This window comes from Fictibacillus sp. B-59209 (genome assembly GCF_036216745.1).
In the GTDB taxonomy this organism is placed as follows: domain Bacteria; phylum Bacillota; class Bacilli; order Bacillales; family Fictibacillaceae; genus Fictibacillus_C; species Fictibacillus_C marinisediminis.
Map to the genome: position 1 here is coordinate 163,940 of NZ_JARMMC010000008.1, position 23,542 is coordinate 187,481.

General features: G+C 42.6%; 30 protein-coding genes, 1 pseudogene and 2 riboswitches. Of the genes and pseudogenes, 23 read left to right on the forward strand and 8 right to left on the reverse strand.

The annotated features are described in order from the left end of the window. Positions 1-15: 15 nt before the first annotated feature. Both P4361_RS06125 and P4361_RS06130 read right to left on the reverse strand, forming a co-directional pair. Positions 16-639: a class I SAM-dependent methyltransferase gene (locus P4361_RS06125; RefSeq protein ID WP_328088634.1), complete on the reverse strand. Its 624-nt coding sequence runs from the start codon at positions 637-639 to the stop codon at positions 16-18. 62 nt (positions 640-701) lie between these two features. Continuing rightward, the gene (locus P4361_RS06130) at positions 702-1,196 is read right to left on the reverse strand and encodes a PCYCGC motif-containing (lipo)protein (RefSeq protein ID WP_328088635.1); all 495 of its coding nucleotides are present in this window, start codon (positions 1,194-1,196) and stop codon (positions 702-704) included. Between the two features lie 247 nt (positions 1,197-1,443). On the opposite strand from P4361_RS06130, the gene P4361_RS06135 reads away from it, so the two are divergent. From P4361_RS06135 to P4361_RS06150, 4 genes and pseudogenes are all read left to right on the forward strand, one after another. Then, positions 1,444-1,869 carry a DMT family transporter gene (locus tag P4361_RS06135; protein WP_328088636.1) on the forward strand — a complete coding sequence of 142 codons (426 nt, stop codon included), beginning with the start codon at positions 1,444-1,446 and terminating at the stop codon, positions 1,867-1,869. A gap of 24 nt (positions 1,870-1,893) precedes the next feature. Further along, positions 1,894-2,592, forward strand: coding sequence for a Crp/Fnr family transcriptional regulator (locus tag P4361_RS06140; protein ID WP_328088637.1), 699 nt, complete (start codon positions 1,894-1,896; stop codon positions 2,590-2,592). Between the two features lie 14 nt (positions 2,593-2,606). Then, positions 2,607-3,074 (forward strand): DMT family transporter, encoded by a 468-nt coding sequence (locus P4361_RS06145; protein WP_248252065.1) that lies wholly within the window; start codon positions 2,607-2,609, stop codon positions 3,072-3,074. Further along, positions 3,071-3,758 (forward strand): annotated as a pseudogene (locus P4361_RS06150) (YjjG family noncanonical pyrimidine nucleotidase). Before P4361_RS06145 ends, P4361_RS06150 begins: the two are co-directional and overlap by 4 nt. 34 nt (positions 3,759-3,792) lie before the next feature. On the opposite strand, the gene P4361_RS06155 reads toward P4361_RS06150, so the two are convergent. After that, a complete protein-coding gene (locus tag P4361_RS06155) occupies positions 3,793-4,944 on the reverse strand; it encodes a cation:proton antiporter (RefSeq protein WP_328088638.1) in 1,152 nt (383 codons plus the stop codon). 236 nt (positions 4,945-5,180) lie between these two features. Here P4361_RS06155 and P4361_RS06160 point away from each other — a divergent pair, with 236 nt between their 5' ends. After that, on the forward strand, positions 5,181-5,498 hold the full coding sequence (locus tag P4361_RS06160) for a hypothetical protein (protein ID WP_328088639.1): 318 nt from the start codon (positions 5,181-5,183) through the stop codon (positions 5,496-5,498). Further along, positions 5,495-5,890, forward strand: a complete 396-nt coding sequence (locus tag P4361_RS06165) for a VOC family protein (RefSeq protein ID WP_328088640.1) — start codon at positions 5,495-5,497, stop codon at positions 5,888-5,890. Before P4361_RS06160 ends, P4361_RS06165 begins: the two co-directional genes overlap by 4 nt. 28 nt (positions 5,891-5,918) lie before the next feature. Here the strand turns inward: P4361_RS06165 and P4361_RS06170 are convergent, their stop codons facing one another. Next, the gene (locus tag P4361_RS06170) at positions 5,919-6,224 is read right to left on the reverse strand and encodes a hypothetical protein (protein WP_328088641.1); all 306 of its coding nucleotides are present in this window, start codon (positions 6,222-6,224) and stop codon (positions 5,919-5,921) included. A gap of 132 nt (positions 6,225-6,356) precedes the next feature. Here P4361_RS06170 and P4361_RS06175 point away from each other — a divergent pair, with 132 nt between their 5' ends. The 3 genes from P4361_RS06175 to P4361_RS06185 are packed head-to-tail and all read left to right on the forward strand — an operon-like array spanning position 6,357 to position 7,359. Then, a complete protein-coding gene (locus P4361_RS06175; RefSeq protein WP_328088642.1) occupies positions 6,357-6,539 on the forward strand; it encodes a hypothetical protein in 183 nt (60 codons plus the stop codon). Further along, positions 6,536-6,928, forward strand: coding sequence for a hypothetical protein (locus P4361_RS06180; RefSeq protein ID WP_328088643.1), 393 nt, complete (start codon positions 6,536-6,538; stop codon positions 6,926-6,928). Before P4361_RS06175 ends, P4361_RS06180 begins: the two co-directional genes overlap by 4 nt. Beyond that, a complete protein-coding gene (locus P4361_RS06185; RefSeq protein WP_053355082.1) occupies positions 6,925-7,359 on the forward strand; it encodes an NUDIX hydrolase in 435 nt (144 codons plus the stop codon). The genes P4361_RS06180 and P4361_RS06185 overlap by 4 nt, the downstream gene beginning before the upstream one ends. Positions 7,360-7,693: 334 nt before the next feature. Here P4361_RS06185 and P4361_RS06190 read toward each other — a convergent pair whose 3' ends face one another. Further along, entirely contained in the window at positions 7,694-8,527 is an 834-nt protein-coding gene (locus tag P4361_RS06190; RefSeq protein WP_062239571.1) for a MetQ/NlpA family ABC transporter substrate-binding protein, read from the reverse strand. A gap of 119 nt (positions 8,528-8,646) precedes the next feature. After that, a riboswitch (SAM riboswitch) is annotated at positions 8,647-8,761 on the reverse strand. A 324-nt stretch (positions 8,762-9,085) separates the two neighbouring features. On the opposite strand from P4361_RS06190, the gene P4361_RS06195 reads away from it, so the two are divergent. The 8 genes from P4361_RS06195 (at position 9,086) to P4361_RS06230 (ending at position 16,209) form a co-directional block, all read left to right on the forward strand. Beyond that, positions 9,086-9,274 carry a hypothetical protein gene (locus P4361_RS06195; protein ID WP_062239573.1) on the forward strand — a complete coding sequence of 63 codons (189 nt, stop codon included), beginning with the start codon at positions 9,086-9,088 and terminating at the stop codon, positions 9,272-9,274. A 57-nt stretch (positions 9,275-9,331) separates the two neighbouring features. Next, positions 9,332-9,796 carry a DinB family protein gene (locus P4361_RS06200; protein WP_328088644.1) on the forward strand — a complete coding sequence of 155 codons (465 nt, stop codon included), beginning with the start codon at positions 9,332-9,334 and terminating at the stop codon, positions 9,794-9,796. 126 nt (positions 9,797-9,922) lie between these two features. Further along, positions 9,923-10,558, forward strand: a complete 636-nt coding sequence (locus P4361_RS06205; RefSeq protein ID WP_328088645.1) for a DUF1345 domain-containing protein — start codon at positions 9,923-9,925, stop codon at positions 10,556-10,558. 122 nt (positions 10,559-10,680) lie between these two features. Then, positions 10,681-10,863, forward strand: a complete 183-nt coding sequence (locus P4361_RS06210; protein WP_062239581.1) for a twin-arginine translocase TatA/TatE family subunit — start codon at positions 10,681-10,683, stop codon at positions 10,861-10,863. A 60-nt stretch (positions 10,864-10,923) separates the two neighbouring features. Then, positions 10,924-11,670, forward strand: coding sequence for a twin-arginine translocase subunit TatC (gene tatC / locus P4361_RS06215; protein WP_062239586.1), 747 nt, complete (start codon positions 10,924-10,926; stop codon positions 11,668-11,670). 421 nt (positions 11,671-12,091) lie between these two features. Next, the gene (locus tag P4361_RS06220) at positions 12,092-13,825 is read left to right on the forward strand and encodes an alkaline phosphatase D family protein (RefSeq protein ID WP_425590233.1); all 1,734 of its coding nucleotides are present in this window, start codon (positions 12,092-12,094) and stop codon (positions 13,823-13,825) included. Positions 13,826-13,957: 132 nt separating this feature from the next. After that, positions 13,958-14,995 carry an ArsR/SmtB family transcription factor gene (locus P4361_RS06225; protein WP_328088647.1) on the forward strand — a complete coding sequence of 346 codons (1,038 nt, stop codon included), beginning with the start codon at positions 13,958-13,960 and terminating at the stop codon, positions 14,993-14,995. Continuing rightward, a complete protein-coding gene (locus P4361_RS06230; protein WP_328088648.1) occupies positions 14,992-16,209 on the forward strand; it encodes an MFS transporter in 1,218 nt (405 codons plus the stop codon). Before P4361_RS06225 ends, P4361_RS06230 begins: the two co-directional genes overlap by 4 nt. A 114-nt stretch (positions 16,210-16,323) precedes the next feature. Here the strand turns inward: P4361_RS06230 and P4361_RS06235 are convergent, their stop codons facing one another. After that, positions 16,324-17,190, reverse strand: a complete 867-nt coding sequence (locus tag P4361_RS06235) for an MBL fold metallo-hydrolase (RefSeq protein ID WP_328088649.1) — start codon at positions 17,188-17,190, stop codon at positions 16,324-16,326. 151 nt (positions 17,191-17,341) lie between these two features. Here P4361_RS06235 and P4361_RS06240 point away from each other — a divergent pair, with 151 nt between their 5' ends. From P4361_RS06240 to P4361_RS06260, 5 genes are all read left to right on the forward strand, one after another. Then, positions 17,342-17,995: a futalosine hydrolase gene (locus tag P4361_RS06240; RefSeq protein ID WP_328088650.1), complete on the forward strand. Its 654-nt coding sequence runs from the start codon at positions 17,342-17,344 to the stop codon at positions 17,993-17,995. 9 nt (positions 17,996-18,004) lie between these two features. Next, positions 18,005-18,850, forward strand: coding sequence for a 1,4-dihydroxy-6-naphthoate synthase (locus tag P4361_RS06245; protein WP_328088782.1), 846 nt, complete (start codon positions 18,005-18,007; stop codon positions 18,848-18,850). A 3-nt stretch (positions 18,851-18,853) separates the two neighbouring features. After that, complete coding sequence (locus tag P4361_RS06250) at positions 18,854-19,420, forward strand: hydrolase (RefSeq protein WP_328088651.1); 567 nt, start codon at positions 18,854-18,856, stop codon at positions 19,418-19,420. A 134-nt stretch (positions 19,421-19,554) separates the two neighbouring features. Further along, positions 19,555-19,731 (forward strand): hypothetical protein, encoded by a 177-nt coding sequence (locus P4361_RS06255; RefSeq protein WP_139223430.1) that lies wholly within the window; start codon positions 19,555-19,557, stop codon positions 19,729-19,731. Positions 19,732-19,824: 93 nt separating this feature from the next. Then, positions 19,825-20,415, forward strand: coding sequence for a hypothetical protein (locus tag P4361_RS06260; protein WP_328088652.1), 591 nt, complete (start codon positions 19,825-19,827; stop codon positions 20,413-20,415). A 1-nt stretch (position 20,416) separates the two neighbouring features. On the opposite strand, the gene P4361_RS06265 is transcribed toward P4361_RS06260, so the two are convergent. Both P4361_RS06265 and P4361_RS06270 read right to left on the reverse strand, forming a co-directional pair. Further along, positions 20,417-20,980, reverse strand: coding sequence for a hypothetical protein (locus tag P4361_RS06265; RefSeq protein WP_328088653.1), 564 nt, complete (start codon positions 20,978-20,980; stop codon positions 20,417-20,419). 201 nt (positions 20,981-21,181) lie between these two features. After that, positions 21,182-21,319: a hypothetical protein gene (locus tag P4361_RS06270; protein WP_139223431.1), complete on the reverse strand. Its 138-nt coding sequence runs from the start codon at positions 21,317-21,319 to the stop codon at positions 21,182-21,184. 144 nt (positions 21,320-21,463) lie between these two features. Then, positions 21,464-21,607: riboswitch (cyclic di-AMP (ydaO/yuaA leader) on the forward strand. Positions 21,608-21,716: 109 nt separating this feature from the next. On the opposite strand from P4361_RS06270, the gene P4361_RS06275 reads away from it, so the two are divergent. Beyond that, positions 21,717-23,540, forward strand: a complete 1,824-nt coding sequence (locus tag P4361_RS06275; RefSeq protein WP_053355066.1) for an APC family permease — start codon at positions 21,717-21,719, stop codon at positions 23,538-23,540. Positions 23,541-23,542: the final 2 nt, after the last annotated feature.

Sequence of the window (23,542 nt, forward strand, 5' to 3'; positions counted from 1 at the left end):
CCATTGAGACGATTCTCAATGGTTTTTCTTTTGAATGACAATATGGCGGTACATGCCATTCATCATAACCTCTTTGTCTTTTTTAATCACACAATCATTGGAAATAGTTTTAAATAAAGTTTCAAAGGAAACGCTAATATCGGTTCCAAGAAGAGCAATAAAGGGTTTCATGGCTTTTTTTCCAAAGGATAGTTTCTTGTTTTTAAGCAAAAATTTATCAAAAATGATAAGTTGCCCTTTGGGTTTAAGAACTCTTACCATCTCCATTATCGTCAGGTTAGGATCAGGAACTACACTTAAGATTAGACTGGCTACCACGCAATCAAAGCTTTGCTCTTCAAATTCAAGATTTTGAGCATCCATTTGATGGTATGTAATCTCTTCGTTTGCGTAGTTTTCTTTCGCCTTGTTAAGCATAGCGGCTGAGTAATCAATGGCTGTTACATCAACCGAAAAGGAATGAAGAAACTTTAAGTCGGCCCCTGTACCTACACCTGCAAATAAGATCTTATCGTCCTTTTGAAACTGTGCGTCATTGAATACTTCTTGCCGTGCTCTTAAAAACATCCCCTGGTTGAAGAATAGGTCATAAAAAGGTGACCATACTTTGTAGATTTTACGGTTCCAGCCATTGTTCATCTTTTATAACTCTCTTTCCCCTCAACATCCCCAAGTTCATAGCACCAAATTAGTTGCGTTAATTATAGGGTAGGTGTAGGTGTTGGTTTTGCATAACCCTTCTCATATGTTTTATCGATGTTCTCTCTAATTTCCTTTACTGATTTTCCTTTGCTGTAATCCATTACTGATTGTGCAGCGATTTCCAGACATACCCCACATTTTGTTCCGTGATCATCCCAAACTATTGCACCGTTCTTTTTATTTTCATGGACGAAGCAATCGTAATTATTTTTATGGTTTGCTTCTCCTCCACAGCCGCAGTAACAAGGAATCTTCTCCAGGAGCTCTTTATGTTTAGCAACAGCCTGATAAATTACCTGTATCTCTTTTGGCTGTTTCATCAAAAAAGAAGGCAAAGATTCAACTTTTCCTGTTTCCTCTCTAATATCGGAGGTTTCATGAGATTGAGATTGTTCATGCTCTTGATGATTTTCTTCACTTTTTTGAGGTTCTTTATTGGAACAGGCGATTAGAAAAGATAAGGAGAGTAGGACGGCAAGTGATTTAATTTTCATTACAATTCCCCTCTATAATAGATTAGATTACTCTGTCATTTTAAATGAAAAAAGGCGGCTGCACATAGCTGTTCACAATAAATACATAAATGAAAACAACTCCATCCTGTGAAATTATGGTGCATTCTATTTATCTCAACAAGAAAAGCTGCCTTCATTTTTTTATAAAGTGAGGACATATGTCCTTTCCCTCATGCGTGGCTTTCCCTGATAATGAAAAATGTAAATTAAACAGGGGAGAGATTCGATGAAAGGAATACTTTTTGCGTTGTTCGGAGGTATCTTCATTTCCCTTCAAGGTGTGGCCAATTCCCGGATCGGCCAGGATATTGGCACATGGCAAGCGGCCACGGTTACCCAGATGACAGGATTTATTTTAGCGATGATCCTCATGATTTTCTTCAGAGATGGGACTTGGCAAAAATTCAAACTTGTGAAACCGCTGTATTTGTTTGGGGGAACGTTTGCTGCTGTCGTGATCTTCAGTAATGTGACAGCCATCCATAAGGTAGGTGTGACCCTGACCATCTCTGCTCTCTTGATCGCTCAGTTAAGCGTTGCTTTTTTAACAGACAGCTACGGCTGGTTTGGAACGGCGAAACAGAGAATGAGGATGCCGCAGTTCATCGGAATTGGTATGATGATTACAGGTGTGCTGATTTTAAGCATGTGATAATCGCCTGATGGAGGTTTCGCTATGAAAGAAATCAATGATCGAAAGCTGCTTGAATTATATTTAAGTGATCATCATATAGAATCTATATTTCATTCGCAATTGATGCCGTATTTGAAGTTATATCATTTCAAGCCGGGTGAGCTCATCTGTTCACAGGGAGAACCCGCACAGTATCTTTATGTACTGGTGAAGGGGAAGGTAAAAGTGTACACCACCTCACCAGAAGGCAAAACACTCATTCTTTCGTTTAAAACACCGCTTGAAGTGATCGGGGACATTGAATATGTACGGGGTACAGATACGGTGAACACAGTGGAGGCTGTATCTCCTGTCACGATGATCGGTATTCATCATCGCTGGCTGAAAAAATACGCTTGTGATGATTCAGCGTTCCTGAATTTTTTATTGAAAATCATTACGGAAAAATTCTATGTGAAATCCAATTCTTTACGCTTTAATCTGCTCTATCCGGTGGAAGTTCGTCTGGCAAGTTATCTCTTGTCGGTCTCGTTTGATGAATCGGATTCCTTATTAACGGGGCAGCACAGTACCCGAAGCTTGAAAGATGCTGCGAATTTAATCGGAACGAGCTACAGGCATCTGAACCGGGTCATCCAGCAATTTTGTGCAGAAGGATTGGTTGAAAGGAACAGCGGAGGAATTCTTGTAAAAGATCGGGAAGGCTTGCGGGCATTGGCCAATGACAATATCTATGAATAAGGAGTAGAAGAGTTATGCTTTTAGGGATCATTTTTGCGCTGATTGCAGGAGCGCTCGTCGGCCTGCAAAACATTTTCAATAGTAAGGTCAATGAACATGCGGGATCCTGGGCAACGAATGTCCTGGTTTTGGGTCTGGGATTCATTGCATCACTGACGCTTGGTTTAATCTTTGAAGGGAAACAATTATTCCATCTGCACCATATGCAAACGTGGTATTGGTTCAGCGGTGTGATTGGAGTAGGAGTGGTGACCTGTGTGGTGCAAGGGGTCAAACGGCTCCGGCCAACGATTGCTATCTCCATTGTCCTGGCATCACAGCTTGGATTTGCCCTGTTTTTGGACTCGGTGGGCGCCTTAGGCTTGAAACCGGTGCCTTTTACCTTTAAAGAGCTGATTGGAGTGCTGATCATCATCGGAGGCATCATCGTTTTTAAATTCAGCGGTGAGCAAGAGACTCAGCAATCGCAGAAAGCCTCATGAAAACTTACAAAACACTGTTATTATGTTGATGATACGCTGTTGGACTTCGGTGCGGCAGAGAGCACAGCCCTTCGCATGTTGTGTGAAGAGCAGCAGATTACGTTTACCTCAGAACTGGAAAGCCTTTATAAGACAATAAACCAGGGGCTTTGGCAAGCATTTGAAGAAGGGGAAATCGAACGGGACGAGGTCCTTAACACTCGCTTTTCTCTTTTATTAAAAGAGTACGGCCATGAGGCGGATGGGCTTTTGCTTGAAGAAATCTATCGTGGATTTTTAAGTGAAGGGAACCAGCTGATCGAAGGAGCATTGGAATTGATCACAGTTCTGCAAGATCGTTTTGATCTATATATTGTGACAAACGGTGTTTCCAAAACACAAGACAAACGGTTGAGAAGTTCGGGGCTGCATCCACTGTTCAAAGGGATTTTTGTTTCCGAGGACACGGGGTTTCAAAAGCCAATGAAAGAGTACTTTGATTATGTTTTTGCACGAATCCCCGATTTTTCTCTAGAACAAGGATTGATCATCGGAGATTCCTTAAATGCGGACATGAAAGGCGGACAGCTGGCCGGGCTCGATACTTGCTGGTTTAATCCCAAAAAGAAAACCAACCATACGGATATGGTTCCGACCTATGAAATACAGAAGCTTGATGAGCTGTATCAGATATTGGGGCAATAAAAAAGTGGACTGCGCTGCAGTCCACTTTTTCTTGTTATACAGTATTGACGCCCTTTTGAATTTTTGATTTGAAAAAGATTTTCATCATAGGTGGTGTAACAATAGTAGTCACAAGAACTACGACAACAATGACAGCAAACATGTCTTGGTTCAATAGCTTTGATTCTAGACCAATAGCGGAAATGATTAACGCTACTTCACCACGAGAGACCATGGCGGAACCAATTCCGATTGAACTGTTCCAGCTGAATCCAGCTGCTTTTGCTCCTATTGAAGCTCCGATTAATTTGGTTAGGACCGCGATTAAACTAAGGGCTGCGATAAGACCTATATTTTCCTTAATTCCTGAAAACTCTGCTGTAATCCCAATAGAGGTAAAGAAAATAGGAACAAAGATAGAATATCCGATCGTTTCAACTTTTTCAAAAACCTCTTGTTTGAAGTTGGTCACGCTAACCGCTACTCCGGCGATGTACGCACCAATGATCGCCGCAACTCCTGTATATTCTGCGAAATAGGCAAAAACGAAACAAATAATCAGCGCGGATGAAATCACCGTTTCTGTGACTTTTAATAAAGAAAACTTGTTTAAAAAGTAAGGGACGACCTTCCATCCTACAAGAATAGCTCCTGCGAAGAATAAAAGTTTCTTAAGAATAACCGTTGTTAAATTGACATCTCCTCCAGAAAAACTCATTAAGAATGCCAAAGCGATGATAACGACTACATCATCAATCACAGCTGCACCCAAGATTGTTGTTCCTTCAGGTGTTTTTAATTGGTTCATCTCCTTGAGTGCCTGAACAGAAATACTTACGCTTGTTGCAGAAAGCACAAGCCCTAAAAATACAGCTTCCAATACGGATAGGTGTAATGCCATTCCTGCTAAATATCCTAAAACAAGGGGAACAATGATACCACCAAAGCCTACTAATGTGGATGCTTTACCTGCCCTTTTAAACTCATTCAGATCCGTTTCCAACCCAGCAATAAACATTAAGAAGATCACACCGATTTGGCTAAATTCACTTAACGTCTCTGTCTCGTTCACCAATCCCAATACCGATGGTCCAAGAACAATCCCAATGATAAGTTTTCCAAGAACTGAAGGCTGTCCTAATCTTACACTCAGGCTTCCCGCTATTTTGGAAGCAATTAAAATAATGGCGATTTGCAGTATTAACATGTGAACAACCACCTTTCTTTTTAATTGAAAACAAAAAAAAAGCCTGTTACCAAGGGCATAAATATCCCTTGGTGACAGGCTCCTCCAAGTCGTACGATTATTTTCTAAATTCATTATACCATATTTGCGGAAAAAATTTAAGTGTTTTAATGCAATTTCCAGTTTGTTCCGTCATACTAGAGGGACAACGGATTTGTGATCGGACAAGGAACCTCTTAACGATCAGCGGGTCGGAGATGAATCAATCATCAGAGAATACGAAGCCTTTTACCGTGAAAAACACCTTTGCAGGGAATGATAAAGTTATTCAGGCTCTAGGAATGAAGGAAATACAAAGCGGGGAAGGAACATGCCAGGCTTTTTTCTGGTTTCGGAAAGCATATAATGCGCTTCCTAAGGTTAAAATCCCTAATAAAATAACTGAGTACAAGGTATGTGCAATTGCTAGGAGTAAAACAACTGCAAGCAATCCTAACAAAATCGATTATACGATAACGCATGATAAAACTTATAAAACTAAAATAGAGAAAATGAATCTGAGGTGTGAACAATGAAGAAAAAAATTGGACATATCACCATCCTTGTTAAAGATTTTGATGAGGCGGTTGCTTTTTATACGAATCAGCTGGGATTTGAACTATTAACTAATGTAGCATTTGGCAATGGACACAGATGGGTTACAGTAGCTCCCTCAAAGGAATCAGAGACCGCCATCGTTTTTGTGAAGGGTGATACGCCGGATAAAGCTGAAAGAATCGGCAGCCAGGCCTCCAATCATGTCTTCTTAGTCATTCAAACGGAGGATTGTTTACGTGATTATGAAGAAATGAAGAAAAAAGGGGTGAGCTTTCTAGGCGAACCGAAGGAAGTTCCTTGGGGAATTGAAGTCGTTTTTGAAGATCTATATGGCAACCGATTTGATCTTCTGCAGCATAATGGCATGTAAGAAAGAACTTCCCGTGTTGGAAGTTCTTTTAATTTTTTACTTGGTCGATGGCGATCACAATGAAAACAGCGAGCAAGTGGCATCCGGCGAGTAATGCATAAAAAGATCCTCTCAATCCGTCTATGAATAGGTGAACAATGGGAAAGAGAATCGTGATACATCCGAAAACCATTATAATGATACCGATTCGACTAGCCAATTTCTTTTCATTACGAGGAAAAAAAGTCTGCCGGTAACCAGCAACGAATGAAGCGGTACCTGAACATTTAATCATCCATCCCACAAATAAAATGAGTACACCGATTGCAGCTACACCGAGAGATTTCAAAAGCATTCACTTAATCCCTCCACCTTTATTTTTCCATATTATAACATTATTTCGGGGTTATGCCTTTTAGAAAAGAGGGGTTTTTGCATCTCTTAAAGAAAGGATAAAGAAAACATTCAAAATGAAGGGGAATTTACGATGAACAACGCAGCACTACGCTGTATGGAAGATCTTGTTTTCATGAAGCAGCTTCACTTATTCGACCAGCCCGATGTCATTTTATATCATCCCGGACATTTTCCGGAATTAAATGAACAGCTGCTCTCATTTTATGAAGAAAAAGGAACAGAGCTGATCCTGGGGTTTATAACTCGTTCTTGAAACAAAATGAATATAATTACTATGCTCCTCTTTTATCAAAAGCGGGAATTAGTGAGGATCGACTGATGGCCATACCAAACCGGAATGAAGCCAAAAGCGTAGAGAGTGTCATTCACTCTGCTTTTGAATTCTTAAATTCTACTCCTTATCGAAACGTTCTGTTGGCCGGAAAGTCTTTCTTCTGTCGCCGTTTTTACCTTCTATCTTCTTTGTACGCAAGTGATGATAAAGTATTAGATGTTTTGCCTCTGCAAGATAATCGAGAAATTGTCCCTGAAAAATGGACTTTGAGTGAAAAAGGAAGGGCAAGGATACTCAACGAGGTTGAACAGTTGGCCTACATAAGTAATGAGAAGCTATCAAAGCAGTTAGAGGAGATGAGCAAATGAAACGTGTAGATGTCGTTTATGTTTTATTGTGGGACGAACGAGCGGATAACATCTTAATGGTGAAGAACAGAGGGGAAAAAGGTTCCTATTATACGCTTCCCGGAGGAGCAGTAGAGGAAGGGGAAACCCTTGAACAGGGTGCTGTCCGTGAAGTGAGAGAAGAGACGGGTCTGGAGGTAGAAGTAGAGAACGTATTTGGAATATCAGAGGCCTTTTTTGAAGAAAGTAGGCATCATGTGATTTTCTTTACGTTCCTCGGTAAAATAACCGGTGGAAAGATTGGGACCCTTTGTCCTGATGAAATCGAGGAAGTTGCATGGATGGATTATATGGAAGCAGAGCCATATCTATATCTTCCGGATGGTGTAAAAGAAAGGATCAAATCCAATCATTCCATCTCCTATAGTCAGCGAGGAACCGTCAGAAGCTAAAAAAAGAAGTGCAGTATCCAAGAAAATAAGGACAATTATTTGATGAAAAAGAAGCTTTCTCGAAGATGAGGGGAAGCTTAATTTTTTTTGAGGAGCATGCTGTGTTTTTAATGTGCAGGTAACGTGTTTGAATACTGATTTTTAAGTTTACATGCGGGTTTGTATGGTTTACTGTCCACTTTGCTGAGTTTACGTGCCGTTTTTCAGAGTTTACAGTCTGCTTTTTTCGCTTTACGTGCCAGATCAAGCATGTTACATGCCAAACACACCATCCCGCCACATGCCCCATACCAAAAAAGAGCCAGGAGAAAATTCTCCAGGCTCTTATTTCAACTTATTTTGAAACAGGAAGGACGGCGCCTTTGTATTCTTTTTCAATAAACGTTTGGATCTTTTTAGAATGAAGCACTTCAACCAGGGTTTTAATGGCTTTCTTGTCTTTATCTCCTTGGCGGACAGTGATGATGTTGGCAAATGGAGAATCAGGCCCTTCTAGTGCGATGGAATCTTTCTTTGGATTAAGTCCTGCATCGATGGCATAGTTCGTGTTGATGACGATAGCATCTCCTTCATTGTACTGATAGGCCTTTGTAAGAAGAGCTGGCTCGATGTCAGCCTTAAATTTAAGTTTCTTTGGATTTTCAACAATGTCCTTCAGCTGTGCTTTGTACCCGACGCCTGATTTAAGCTTGATCAATCCTGCTTTTTCAAAGATAGAAAGGATTCGGCCATGCTCAGCTACTGAATTGCTCAGAATTACTTTTGCACCGTCCGGCAAATCTTTTAGTGATTTGTATTTTTTAGAGTAAACGCCCATTGGTTCAATGTGAATGGCTCCGGCGTTTTCGAATTTATAGTTTGGATTTTCTTTCAATTGCTGCTCCAGGTATGGAATGTGCTGGAAGTAGTTAGCATCGATCTCTTTATTGGCCAGCGCTTTGTTTGGCAGAACGTAATCTTGGAATTTGACGATCTTCAGGTCAATTCCTTTTTTCTTCAGCAAAGGAACCGCTTCTTTTAGAATGACAGCGTGCGGTACATTAGAGGCACCGACAGTTAATTTTTCTATCTTTTTCCCATCGCCGCTCGTGCTAGATGATCCGCATGCCGATAATGCTGCTGCGATCAATACTCCCAGTAATAATAATCCCCATTTTTTTAATTTCATTGATTCCCCAACCCCCATTTTCATTTTTTGATAGTACTACACTGTCTTGAGAGCATGGATTTAAACCAAAAGCCCTCAATCTCAAAAGAGACAGAGGGCTTCCGAATAAATCCGTTGACCTCTCATCTCTCAGCTTTCGCTGTTAGATTTAGCACCGTTTCCATACTGGTGATTCAGCATGAATGGTTGCCGGGCTTCATAGGGCTAATTCCCTCCACCTGCTCTTAATAAGAGTGTACTCATATCAAATTACTTTGTATTATGGCAGGGATTCAAAATAATGTCAATTCCTTTTTTTCTTACAGAGCCATTGTATAAATATATTTATAGGTGTTTGTGTCGGAGCTCTTCAAGAAAAAGCGAACCTCTCGCAATCCACTGTATCCAATTCAAAATCCACCATGTGCAGCGTTCCTTTCCTTGTTTCTGCCATCTATCATAGCGAAATTGGGGCATGTTCTCCAATTAAGTTGCCCTATTTGTAAAAAAATGCAGACAAAACATGTGGAAGAAGATATCATTAAAGTATGATCTACACGGCATAAGGAGGTACGAAATATGTCATCTGAAAATAATGGGCAGCCTAAAAAGCTGAGCTATCAGGAAGCGATCAAGCAAAAGCTGGCTGAAAAAAAGCAGCAGCAGGCTAACGGAAAGCTTTCTACAAACCCGGTTAAATCAACCAAACAAATGAAAAGCCAGCAGACGAAAAAGGCCAACAACCAGCACCGTCGCACTGGCGTTTAATTTTGACTATGAAACCCTTATATGAGGGTTTTTTTGTTTACTGAGAAAGGAGTCCTCATGAATATAATAAAACCAATTTTTCACCAGCTGGAGGTAGCCAACCATTACATTTTAAAAATTTTAGAAATCATGGAAGAAAGCGACCTGGAACTTTCGCTGGGAGCGGAGAAAAGAACGTTACGGGAACTGTTAGCCCATCTAGCCGTGATCTATAAAGCGGACTTTATGATCTTGAATGGGGCCACTCAGCAGGAGATGGAGGAGTTCTATGAAAAGCATCACCCCCAGACCATTGCGGAAATAAAGGAGATGCTTCTTCATCATTTTGCTTTTTTAAAAGAAAAGACGGTGTGTTTTTCGAATGAAGATTGGTCTGTTGTTACAACCTCGTGGTGGGGAGTGTCCTATTCAAGATACGAATGGATGCTGGAAATTCTCGGACATGTCTATCACCATAGAGGTCAGCTGCAGACGGTACTCGCCATAAATAGCAGAGACCCGAAAATTCAACTGTTTGAATAACCAATCTTTAATTCGCCTGGAAAGATAAACTCACCATTCCATTTTCAATAACATATCATAAGGTAGCGGTGTATGAGGACGAGCATTTCTTCTTGCATTGACTACCCTTTTTAAGTTGGCGGTTTTATGAAATTGAAAAAGAGTACGAAAAAAGATTACCGCTGGCCGTCTGATGTTGCTATCGTCATCATCGGAGTACTATTTAAACTTTTATCCAATATGGTGACAATCGGCCCGAACTGGCCGGTCTTTGTCATTGCTTTTATCCTTTATATTCCTATGCTTTACGCAGTTAGTTCTGAACATGATCTATGGTCGAGGAAATTTGCGATTCTTCGGGTTTTAGTTCTTACTTTTGCCTTGATGAGCAGCATGGTGGACTTGGTGTATTCTTTATTTTTTGGCATGCCGAGTGCCAGTGAATTATTTCAAAGTGCTGGTCTATTGTGGGCAGCGAACGTGCTGATTTTTGCGATCTGGTATTGGGAGATCGACAGAGGGGGGCCAATCCGGAGAAATTCAAAAAATCCAGGGAAGCCTGAATTTGGTTTTCCTCAGATGATGTCCTCTCTGCCAGAGTGGGAAGGGTGGAAGCCTAATTTCCTAGATTACTTATTTGTAGCCTTTAACACAAGTGTTGCTTTCAGTCCGGCGGATACGGCTGTATTTTCCCGGCGGGCGAAACTCCTGATGATGACACAATCGGTGATCTCACTTGTTGCGCTCGTTGTACTGGCGGAACGGGCAATTAATATCGTGTAAGGGATGGTGAATGCCATCCTTTTTTAAGTTTATAAAATGTTAAATTTTTCTTCACAGTTCCTCAACAATACTTATTTATCGTAGGAGGTGAGCGATAACGCCATCCTTAAGGAGGAATTCCAATGTTACAAAATATCGGTATACCCGGCTTGGTTATCATGTTAGTGATCGCGTTAATTATCTTCGGGCCTTCTAAACTTCCTGAGATTGGACGGGCATTTGGCAGCACACTCAGAGAATTTAAAAACTCTGCCAAAGATTTGATGAGTTCGGATGAAAAGGAAGAGAGAGCAGAACAGAAATAATAGAAGAAGGGGGTGACCATTCGTCATCTCCTTCCTCTTATTTAGCAGAGGTGAAAAATTATGAAGGATGTAGAAATGCTCCTAGTGGATCATCTAAGCGAGCTTCGAAAACGACTGATCATTACCTTGGTTACATTTGCTCTATTTTTCATCGTTTCCTTTATTTATGTTCAGGACATCTATCACTGGCTGATCAGGGATTTGGACGAGAAGCTTGCGGTTCTCGGGCCAAGTGATATTCTGTGGGTGTATTTTATGATATCGGGCATCATCTCCATCGCACTGACGATTCCGGTGGCGGCTCACCAGATCTGGATGTTTGTGAAACCGGCACTCTCTAAACACGAAGCCAAAACGGCATTGTCCTACATACCGGCTTTATTTCTGCTGTTTATCACCGGCCTTGCCTTTGGCTATTTTGTTGTTTACCCGATGGTGCTGGATTTCCTGCTCTCGCTTTCAGATGGACAGTTTCAGACCTTCTTTACATCAGAAAAATATTTCAGGTTTATGATGAATCTCACGCTGCCGTTTGGCTTTTTGTTCGAGATTCCTCTCGTCATCATGTTTCTGACATCTATCGGCCTCGTAAATCCAAAACTTCTATCAAAAGCACGGAGAATCGCTTATTTTGTTTTAGTACTGATTGCGATTGTTATTACGCCGCCAGATTTCATGTCCGATTTTCTTGTCACAATTCCACTTTTGGTTCTGTATGAGTTCAGCATCACGTTATCCAAGATTGTTTACCGTAAAAAGCTGGCTAAGCAGGAGGATAATGTTGTGGAGCTGAGGAAGCCTTCGTGAGTTTGAAGGAATACGCGCCGATTGGGCTGAAATACGCGCGAATCTTCTCGTTTTACGATCCAATCTCCCCAAAATACGATCCAATCTCACACAAATACGCGCCAATCAAAAAAGAGTGCTCCCCTCACTCTTTTTTAAACTTCCAATTGTTAGGATTTTTTAAAGCAAATGTTAAAATTCACCTGGGCGAAAGTCCTTTTCGTTTGTTGAGGGTTGACTGAATTTGTCCCTTCACGCATTGAAATATGTTGAAAAAAGATACAGGGGATGATAAAAGTCCTGAGAAGAATGGCCTTCTCCTTTTATTCTCTTAAACCGGCCTTTACATATCTTTACGGTAGATTCACAAACAGGTTATATACTGAGCCTCGTACGCTACTATTTCAATGAGAGGGGAATCAGCATGGCAGATGAGAGGCATATGGAGGATTGGATTAAGAATTTAACCGATAAGAGTAATGAGGACAAGAGGTTCGATCGTCGAAGCTTTCTAAAAGGAACCGGTAAGATCGCGGGATTATCTCTAGGTATGGTGCTGGCTCAGTCCATAGGGGGCTTTGAGGTTAACGCGGCTCCAAAGTTTCATAGCTACCCTTTTACCCTTGGTGTTGCGTCTGGTGATCCACTTTCCGATGGCGTCGTGCTGTGGACACGTCTTGCCCCAGATCCGCTGAATGGGGGCGGGATGCCTGCACAAGCTGTTCCGGTAAAATGGGAGATTGCCAGAGATGAACGTTTTCGCAACATCGTTCAGCACGGAACAGAGTTGGCAAGGCCTGACCTCGCGCATTCCGTGCATGTTGAAGTGAGCGGGTTAAAACCTAACGAAGTCTATTATTATCGTTTTAAAAGCGGTTATGAACTGAGTCCAATCGGCAGAACGAAAACCTTGCCGGCGGCTGGATCAGCCGTGAAAGAATTAAAGTTTGCCTTTGCCTCCTGCCAGCAGTATGAACACGGATTCTATACGGCCTATAAGCATATGGCTGAAGAGGATCTGGATCTTGTGTTCCATCTGGGTGATTATATTTACGAATATGGCCCGAACGAGTATATCGCGGCAACCGGAAATGTCCGTACGCACAGCAGTGCAGAGGTCATGTCGCTGGATGATTACCGCAACCGTCATGCCCAGTATCGTTCTGATGCGAACCTGAAGGCTGCTCATGCTGCTTTCCCATGGGTTGTCACCTGGGATGACCATGAAGTTGAAAACAACTATGCGGATAAGATTCCTGAAAAAGGACAGTCTGTAGAAGCTTTCATCATTCGCCGGGCTGCCGCTTACCAAGCGTATTATGAGCATATGCCGCTTCGTAAAACATCGCTGCCAAACGGGCCGGACATGCGTTTATACCGAAATTTCACATACGGAAACCTCGCTTCGTTCAATGTACTCGACACGCGCCAGTACCGGTCGGATCAAGCCAACGGAGACGGAAACAAACCACAGTCCCCTGAATCAATGGATCCTCGCCGTACTCTTATGGGGAAGGAGCAGGAAAGCTGGCTATTTAACAATCTGAGTGCTTCCAAGGCACACTGGAATGTACTGGCTCAGCAGATCTTCTTTGCTCCATGGAACTTTGGGACAAGCACTGCCCCTGTTTACAGCATGGATTCCTGGGATGGCTATCCGGCACAGCGCCAGCGGGTTTTAGACTTTGTAAAAAGTAAAAACATGAACAATCTGATTGTATTAACAGGGGATGTTCACGCGAGCTGGGCTTCCAACCTGCTGATGGATTTTGATAATCCGAAGTCACCAATCTTCGGTGCTGAATTTGTTGGAACTTCCATCACTTCCGGTGGAAATGGTGCGGATAAGCGAAAAGATACCGATCATATTTTGGAACAAAATTCGCATATCAAATTTTTTAATGACTACCGCGGCTATGTCCGCTGTAAGGTGACACCTGAACAATGGCAGGCTGACTATCGTGTTGTCCCTTTCGTAACAGAGCCAGGTGCCGCAGTATCTACACGAGCGTCCTATGTTTACCAAAAAGATCAACTCGGGCTGAAGCGGGTATCGGCTTCCATTGTCCCACAGGGTCTTAAAATTTCAGAACAGGTAGAGGACGACCGCTTTACGGCTCATACGCATGCTCATAACAAGCAGATGGGTCAAATAAAGGAGAAAGTAAAACAGTAAATGGGCTCAGAAACACAAAAGCGTAAAGTTGCTTTTGTGTTTTTTTTGAATATTTATTCGAAATATATTGAATAAATAGTTCGTTAAATTTAGAATATATAGTAAGAAACTATAAAAGGGGGATGTAAAGTCTTGAAACACCTTTTATCCGCACAGCCCGCAGAAAAAGTCCAAGTGGCACTAGAATCTTCATCTGTATGGGAAGTCATACTTGGTATTGCCGGTTATACCTACGCTCAATTAAGGCATTCCTTTGATTTGGACGAGCAATGGAAAGATTGGAAAGGGGAAATGAACAGTACGCTTATTGAGCATCTGAAACAAATCCAAGAAACGAACTTGTGGTACGGAATGCTCCTGCTGCAAAACCGTTGGAACGCGAACACTCTTCAAGAATTTTCGAATCAACTGCAGAACATGACAGAGGAAGAATTTTATGAAATGCTCCTGCCCTATAAAAACCGAGAAGCCGAAGCAACTCGAAAGGAGACCGCCCTAAACTTTGGCCATAAGAACCGCTTTACAGAATATACTTCGTACTTTGAAGGGCACGAATACTTGGAAGGCTATGTTCGATTGCTGGGAGAGCAGCCTCGTGTTGAGTTAAGTTCGCTGATGTTATCCGCGATGGAAGAGTGGCATGGCTTTATAAGTGCAAAGCCAGTTTGGGAAAAATGGATGCAGGCACTTGCCCATGAAACGAGACAATCCGTGAAATATGAAGAGCCATTGGAAGAGATTGAACGAATTACAGGCGGCGTTAAGTATATTCCTGAACCATCAGTGTGGTACATAAAGCTTGTTCCCCATGTTTCTTACCGGCCATGGGTTCTGCAATTACGGACACCTGACACCATGCTTTTCTTTTATCCGGTAAACGAAGAATATTTAACCGAGCCAGGGGTTCCGTCCATAGAGCTGATCCGGGGGCATAAAGCGCTCGGAGACGAGTTTCGATTGAAACTTCTTTTTCTGCTTCAAAAAGGTCCATTATCACTGCAGGAATTGAGCGGACAGTTTCACATGTCAAAAACGACACTTCACCATCAGCTTTCCCTTTTAAAAGCCGCGAAGTTCGTTAGTGTTGAAAAAGGGATCTATTCGGCAAATGTGAAACAGATCCAGTCTTTTTCGGAAAGATTAATCCAGTACTTGGGAAAAGAAGAATGAAAAGCTACTCGAGGTCGTTTAAAGCGCTTTGGACCGGAGAGATGGTATCTGAATTTGGAGGAGCAGCAGGGGGCATTGTCAACGGATTGCTTCTGTATGAACTGACCGGCTCAAAAGAATGGATGGGAGCATTGTGGCTGGTTTACTTTCTACCTTCTCTAGTGCTGCAGGGAATCAGTGCTCCTTTTTTAAATCACGTGATAAAAGAAAAAGTGCTCCGAAACATTCAGCTCATCCGCATGGGTGCATACTTGCTGCCGCTGATCGGATCACTGCTCCATTCGCATGCGGGGACCATTTTTGGACTTGCCATTCTGCAATGCTGTTTAGGCTTGCTGCAGCCGATCTATGCCAGTCTGTCGTTTTCTCTTTTGCCTGAAATCTGCAAAAAGGAGGAGCTGGCAGAAGCGAATGGATTGCTTGATGGAATGATACGGCTGATGAGTTTTCTTGCGCCTGGCGTAACTTCATTATTGCTGCTGATCAGTCCTGTGCCTCTTATTTACGCACTTTCTTCTTTCTTGTTTCTCGTTAGCTATTATGCCCTTTCACGAATACCGCCGCTTGAAACGAAAAGAGCAGCGGTGTGGACTAAACGATTTTGGTGGTCAGAGATGAAGCAGGGGTATCAGAACTTTTTTCAGTATCCATATCTCTTGAGGCTGACCCTTCTTTCATCAAGTGTCCAATTTGCTGTAGGAGCTGCCATGGTCTTAAGTGTTCCTCTGATTCGGAGTGAACTCAATGGAGAACGGTGGGAGTATGCTGTTTTTTCAGGAGCTTTTCCGATCGGCTATGCGCTGGGGACCGTCCTAATAAAGCGAATTCCAAAATCGCCATGGACGATGTATTTTGGACTCGTAGGCGGAGGAATTTCCTTCCTTCTTCTTTTCGTGGTGACGTCGATTCCAGGGGCATGGATGTGCGAGTTGTTTGGTGGAATGGTATTCCCGCTGTTCAACGCTCAAAGCGCTGCTAATTTCCAGAAGGAAGCTCCCCGAGAGCGATTGGCCCAGTTAAGTGCCGTCCGCTTGCTGTTCATGAGAGCCACGATGCCTTTGGGGATCTTATTTGCTTCTTCAGCATTCCTTCATCTCTCCATACGCCAGACTTTTGGTGTGATTGGAACGGTTATTGTCTTGCCCGGTTTATTTTTTCTGATCAAGGAAAGTGGAAGGATACATTTTTTAAATAAACAAAAGGGGCTGTCCTGAAAGTCGAAAATTGACCTTCAGGCAGCTCCTTTGACGTGAAAAATCTTCAATGAAAAGTTGATTGAAGTGGAAGATGCGAGACTCCTGCGGGACNNACTTCTTGGACAGCCCCATTTATTGCTCTGGCAGCTGATCCCCCACATATTTACCATAATCGGGAATGGCAATCTTATCAAAATCTCGTGCTAATCTTGTGAGATTTTGTGAGAGCCATTCTCCTTTAACTGGGCGCCCATGTCCTGTAACCGCCATTGCGGGGTGCAACGACTCCAGTTTTTTCACTGATTGCCAGGCTGTCATCCAGTCAGGGGTAAAATAGCGGGGTGGTCCGCTGATCTCCAGTTCCTGTATGATGACGCTGTATAGGTCCTCTTGTTTTACGGTGATGAAAGCATCCCCGGCGATCAATGCCTTGTCAGAATCCCGAAACAAGGAAATATGGCCGTCAGTATGGCCAGGTGTATGAATCCAGCGCCAACCAGGCATTTCGGGAACAGATCCATCTTCAGGGAGAGCGGTTACTCGTTGATCCAGGTCAATCGATTCGTGCGGGAAAAGAAAGGACATTTTTGCCACCATACCACCTTCCACAGAAGGATCTGGCTCTTGATAATCTTTCTTCCCAGTGACATAAGGCAGCTCAAGCCGGTGGGCATAGACAGGGACATCCCACTTTTTCAAAAGGCCAATGATGCCGCCGATATGATCGAAATGGGCATGCGTGAGAATGATGACTTTCGGCCGTGAACCTTTTCCGAAGCGCTCTTCAGCCTCATAGATGATCTTTTCGGCCGAATCAGGCATACCGGCATCGACCAGTACCCAATCTTGCCCGTTTTCAGGCTTTCCGATAAAACAAAGATTAACGATCTGGTTGGTATAGCTGTAAATATCGGGTGCGAGTTCTATTCCTTCACCAGAAGTGACCGAGCTGACTGGAATGTATTTATTCGTAGAAGCACTGCCCTCCACATGATCCATACTGAAGACCCTCCGTTCCATTTTTTCTCTACTCGTATAGGGTTTTCAATACGGTATAATTTATGCGGGAATCCCTTATTGTCAAGAGCATGAAAGTGGAAAAAACAGCAGAATAAATGCTACCTTTGAAGAGGGAACAGGAGGACTGAACATGAATAAGTTAAAAGGACGGATACTGATTATGACATCCGTACAGGCGGAAAAAGAAGCCGTTCTTCGCGGATGGCATGATCCCCGAGTGGATGTTGTACTGGCAGGTGTCGGACCTGTGGCATCAGCCATCAATACGATGAAGGCATTAAACGCCAATACATATAATCTTGTCATTAATGCAGGAATTGCCGGTGGTTTTGCCAATAGAGCTGACATTGGTTCACTGGTGATCGCAAATGAAATTGTCTGTGCCGATTTAGGTGCTGAATCTCCCGATGGCTTCCTCAGTCTGGACGAGCTGGGATTTGGTTCTTCAACTAGAGTTGGAGTGGATGAAAGCTTCGTACTGGCTATATCATCTGCACTGTCAAAAGCTGGTCTAATCGCACAAACAGCACCCATTCTTACTCTTTCAAAGGTGACAGGGACCACAGAAACGACTGAAGAATTAATGGAACGGGAACCGGAAGCCGCAGCTGAAGCGATGGAAGGATACGGTGTGGCATTGGCGGCACAGGAGTATAATCTGCCGGTGCTTGAAATCCGGGCGATCTCCAATAGGGTAGGTCCTCGTGATCGTGGGGGATGGCGGATAAAAGATGCGCTGATATCCCTTGAATCAGCAAGTAAAGTTTTAATGGAGGTATTATAAATGAGTAAAATGAGCATCGCCTTTTCACCATGCCCGAATGATACGTTTGTGTTTCATGCATTGGTCCATGGAATGGTGCCAGGCACCCCGGAATTTGATGTGACCTATGCCGATATTGACATTACAAACGGATTGGCTGCCCGACAGGAGGGGCCAGATATACTAAAGATTTCGTATGCTGCACTTCCTTGGGTGCTGGATCATTATGATTTGATTCCTTGCGGAGGAGCACTTGGACGAGGCTGCGGCCCGCTTGTTCTTCTGAATCAAGACGGCGAAGTAAGTCCGGACATGCTGTCAGGAAAAAGGGTTGCCGTGCCGAGCGAACGTTCTACGGCTTATTTGCTGTTCCGTCTATGGGCAGCTCAAAATGTACCAGGCGGAATTGGAGAAACAGTCGTAATGCCGTTTGACCAAATCATGCCGGCTGTTAAAGAAGGTAAGATTGATGCTGGCCTCGTCATTCATGAAGCCCGTTTTACCTATCAAAATTATGGCTTGAACCTGTTGGCCGATATGGGTAACTGGTGGGAAGAGGACACTGGGCTGCCGATACCGCTCGGTGCGATTATTGCCCGCAAGTCGATGAATATTGAATCAATCACGAAATGGATTCGTTCCTCAGTTGCCTATGCGTGGGAATTTCCAGAAGCGTCAAGAGAATATGTCATGCAGCATGCGAGCGAACTATCACTCGATGTAGCTCAGCAGCACATCAACCTCTATGTGAATGAATTTACCGCTGATTTAGGGGAAAAGGGCTATGAAGCGATCATTTCTTTGCTTAATCGCGCGGCCAAAGAAGGTCTTGTACCGGAAAGAGACTATTCCACACTTTTAAAAATGGAGGACTAAGTTATGAATTCACTAAACATCGATTTTCATAAAACAGCCTTCGTCATTATCGATCTTCAAAAAGGGATCGTCAAATTCCCTGGCGGACAAGAGGTAGTTGAGAAAGCTGCTGAATTGGTGAAGCTGTTCCGTCAAAAAGAGGGATTTATATCATTCGTGAACGTAGAGTTTCATGATGGAAAAGATGCATTGAAACCAGCCACTGACCAGCCTGCGTCTTCTGCTGAACGGCCTGCCGATTGGGCTGAGTTTGCACCTGAACTTGGTGTTACGGACAATGATTACGTCGTCACGAAGCGCCAATGGGGAGCTTTTTTCGGTACGGATCTTGATCTTCAGCTCAGGCGGCGCGGAATTGACACCATTGTGCTCTGCGGGATTGCCACCAACATCGGTGTTGAAAGTACGGCGAGAGAAGCCTTCCAGTTTGGATACAACCAAGTTTTCATAACGGACGCGATGGTTGCGCTCAGCCAGGAAGAGCATGACGCATCCTGCCGCTTTATTTTTCCGAAAATCGGTAAGGTAAGGACGCTGGAGGAATTTTTGAAACACATTCACGTGAACTAAACAGAAGGAAGGATTTCGGTCCTTCCTTCTTTTTTAATGGCTGTTTTCGTAACCTTTGTTGCTAATTGAATATAAAGGGTTGTGTAATTATATATTAAAAGATAACATGGAAAAAATTGAAAGGAGGTATAAAAATGACTTGGCTATTGGTCTTAATTTTAGGAATAATAGCGTTTGCTTTGTTTTTAGACTGGAGACGCAAAAAAAACAACAACAATTCTCGACCTCCAATAAACCCTGGTGCTAAGCCAGGAGAAAGCACTAATTATATGATGGGAGATAATAAATATACTGACGGTGGTGGTTCATAGAAAAGCAACAGAGCGTTTTTACCCTGAAAGGTTAGCTCCCTTTTGCCGATGTCATGAGAATGATCCAAAAATATGTAATAGATGAAGCTCAAGATGAAAGGTAACGATCGTTCAAGAATAAGACCTGTACGTGATGAATATCCATACTGTATAACGAGAGAGAGAGAATCTATGGACCGAGAAGGAACGACCAATCCGGGTGATATTGCCCTGAAAGAAGGCTATCGAATCGAAGCGGCAGTAAAAGGGTTTCAGCATCCAATCAGTTTATTATTTACGGCAAGTGGAAGGCTTATTGTCGGGGAAGCAGGTGTGGTAACAGGTTATGGCAGAGTGATAGAAGTAACTAGACAGGGAAATAAGGTCATCGCAGAGGGATTTGAACCTCCGCTTACTGGCATCAATCAATATGGAAGCAAAATCTATGTTTCGCATAGAGGAAAAATTACGGCCGTTACGATAGATGGAGAAAAAGAGGATATCCTGACTGGCTTGCCAAGCCACGGAGATCATCACAATAATAAAGTGGTTTTTGGAAGAGACGATAAAATGTATTTTGGGCAAGGAACGGCTACCAATTCAGGAGTAGTCGGGAAAGACTCAGGATGGTTGAAGGTGTTCAGGTATTTTCATGATTATCCGGGCCAGGATATTACGTTGAACGGAAAAAACTTTAAAGTTTAGATTATAGCCGTCTCCTCACATATTTTTTTAGAATAAACCATGTGATTTCCAGCCAGGCCAAACTATATCCCCACGTGAAAAGCAATAGGTACAGCCAAAGATAAAAGTTGCCGATACTGTGGAATGCGGGCCCGAATAAAGGAAATTGAAATCCGATCAGCATGATGCAAATTCCAGAAATAAGACAAATGGAACCAGTGGTTACAATCAAAATACGTCTTTTAAAAAAAGTAAAGCCATGGCCCAATCCCAATCCAAGCAAACCGGTTGTAAAAATAAAAATCAATAATTCACTAGGCTGCACAATAACAAGGAGCAGACATGTTAAAACGAAGGAGTAAAACCCAAGAAGCGGAGAGATGATGGTGATCAAAACAACAGGAAGAGTGGAAAGGGGGCTGATGATGGGTCCGATCATCGGCAGAGTACCTCCAGCAGATTGCAGGAGTGCAGTCACTGCAGAAGCAATGGAAGTCATTACGAGTAATGCAGTTTTAGAAAAGCGGTTCTGAACAGAGTATGCTGCCATTTCAACAAGGCGATCCATTCTTTTAAAAAGGTACATAGAAGCCTCCTGCCATTCATTTTTTTACGTGACTATATCAATATAGTCCTGAACGTAAGGGGCATTCCTATTTTTACCTATTTTTATATGAAGGTTTACCGTAAACGGGCACTTCAAACGAGGATGTTATGAATAACCACGATGGAGGATTGAAAGAGCCGGGGATTTCAACGCTCCCGGCTCTTCATCATTCATGACGATTTATATCATTTCTTCTGTTTCTATATCTGGTTCTTCGTCGCTTTTGTTAAATTCCGGTCCGCCGTATTGCTCGTTGATCTCTTTAGCTAGTTGCTCCAGGAACTCATCTGAGAATAAGTGCCCTTCTTTTTTAGACATTTTAAATCCTCCTTTTTTTCGGGAAGTTCAAAATTTCTTTGTATATTAAATATTACCCATATCTTTAAAATTACCTTTAAGTAAAGTTTTTAATCTTTGTATTTACATTTTTTTAAGAGAGGAGTATTATTATCTAAGTTTCAAATTCTTAAATCGCTTAAACCAATTGGTGCGGGGGAACCATAATGGTCTTTTTTAAAAAGTCCTGGGGGTGAATCCTTAAGTAGGTAGGGCTACTCAATGGCCCGAATCCGACAGCTAACCTCGTAAGCGTTAATGAGAAGGAAATGAAGCTTGTGAGACTGGTAAACAAACGTCCGCAGGTCTATTAAAATTGGCTTGGGGGCTTTTTTCATGTGCATCTATACACAAATTTTTTATCGGCGGAGGAAAAACAGTGTTTTCTTATTTAAAGAGACTATTAATCGGAAGACCGCTCAAATCAAATGAGCTGGGGGAGCAGAAGCTTAACAAAACAAAAGCTTTAGCCATTCTTTCCTCAGATGCGTTATCATCTGTTGCGTATGGACCGGAGCAGATCTTGATCGTCTTAGTTACGGTTGGTGCTGCGGCTTTCTGGTATTCCATTCCCATTGCGGTTGGTGTACTTATTCTTTTAACTGCCCTTATTTTATCCTATCGGCAGATCATCTTTGCCTATCCACATGGCGGTGGGGCTTATGTTGTTTCAAGAGATAATTTGGGAGTGAATCCTGGATTAATCGCAGGCGGCTCGCTGCTGGTTGATTATATTTTAACCGTGGCAGTTAGTGTGTCAGCGGGTACAGATGCTATTACGTCTGCTTTCCCGGCGCTGCATTCTTATACTGTACCGATTGCGATTGTGTTTGTTTTGTTCCTTACAACTTTAAATTTGCGTGGGGTAACAGAATCTGCTTCGATTTTAGCTTATCCCGTTTATCTGTTTGTCCTAGCTTTATTTATCTTGATAGGTGTTGGATTGTATCAAATTTCAACGGGCCAGGTGCCTGCTGACTTACATACGTCTGTTGGAACACCAGTTGCCGGAATCAGTCTGTTTTTATTGTTGAAGGCCTTTGCTTCAGGCAGCTCAGCGTTAACAGGTGTAGAAGCCATTTCCAATGCTATACCGAATTTCAAGGATCCTGCCCCCAATAATGCGTCAAAGACGTTGATGGCCATGGGCGGATTATTGGCTTTACTATTTTCAGGAATTGTTTATTTGGCTTATTATTATGGAATTACTCCAAGTGTAAAGGAGACAGTGGTTTCTCAAATTGCCGACCATACATTTGGAAGAAACTATATGTATTATTTTATTCAGGGAACAACAGCATTAATTCTAATTTTGGCGGCAAACACAGGATATTCCGCTTTCCCGTTGCTCGCAGTTAACCTTGCAAAAGATAAATTTATCATGCGGATGTTTACCATTAGGGGTGACAGGCTTGGTTACTCAAATGGAATCATTACATTGGGAGTCAGCGCGATTATCCTGATCATCCTGTTTAAAGGACAGACAGAGCATCTTATTCCGCTTTATGCCGTCGGGGTGTTTATCCCTTTCACCTTGTCTCAGTCAGGCATGATCGTGAAATGGATCAGGGAAAAACCAAAGGGATGGGTATCAAAGCTTATTATCAATGCAACCGGAGCTCTCATCAGTTTAACGGTAACCCTGATGTTCTTCTTTACTAAATTTCCACAGGTTTGGCCGGTATTAATCTTCTTGCCGATCATCGTCATCATTTTTCATAAGATCAAAACACATTATGAATTAGTAGGAGAACAATTAAGAATTAAACCGGATCAGCAGCCGAAGACGATTGAAGGCAACGTCATTATCGTACCTGTAGCAGGAATTACACAAGTTGTTGAAAACTCCATCAACTTTGCTACCTCTCTTACAGATCAGGTCATAGCGGTATATGTTGCATTTGAGCGTGAGGACGAAAGAATATTCGAAGAAAAATGGAAGAAATGGCAGCCGAATGTTCGCCTCGTTACGCTGCATTCCCATTATCGAAGCATTATCCAGCCATTGACGAAATTTATTGACACGGTGCAGCATAAAGCCAATGAAAATAACTATCAAGTAACCGTATTGATACCTCAGTTCATTACGAAGAAAAGCTGGCATAATATTCTTCATAACCAGTCAAGCTTACTGATTCGAGCGTATTTGCTCTTTAAACGAGATGTGGTCATTGCGACCGTGCCTTACCGTTTTAAAAAATAGTT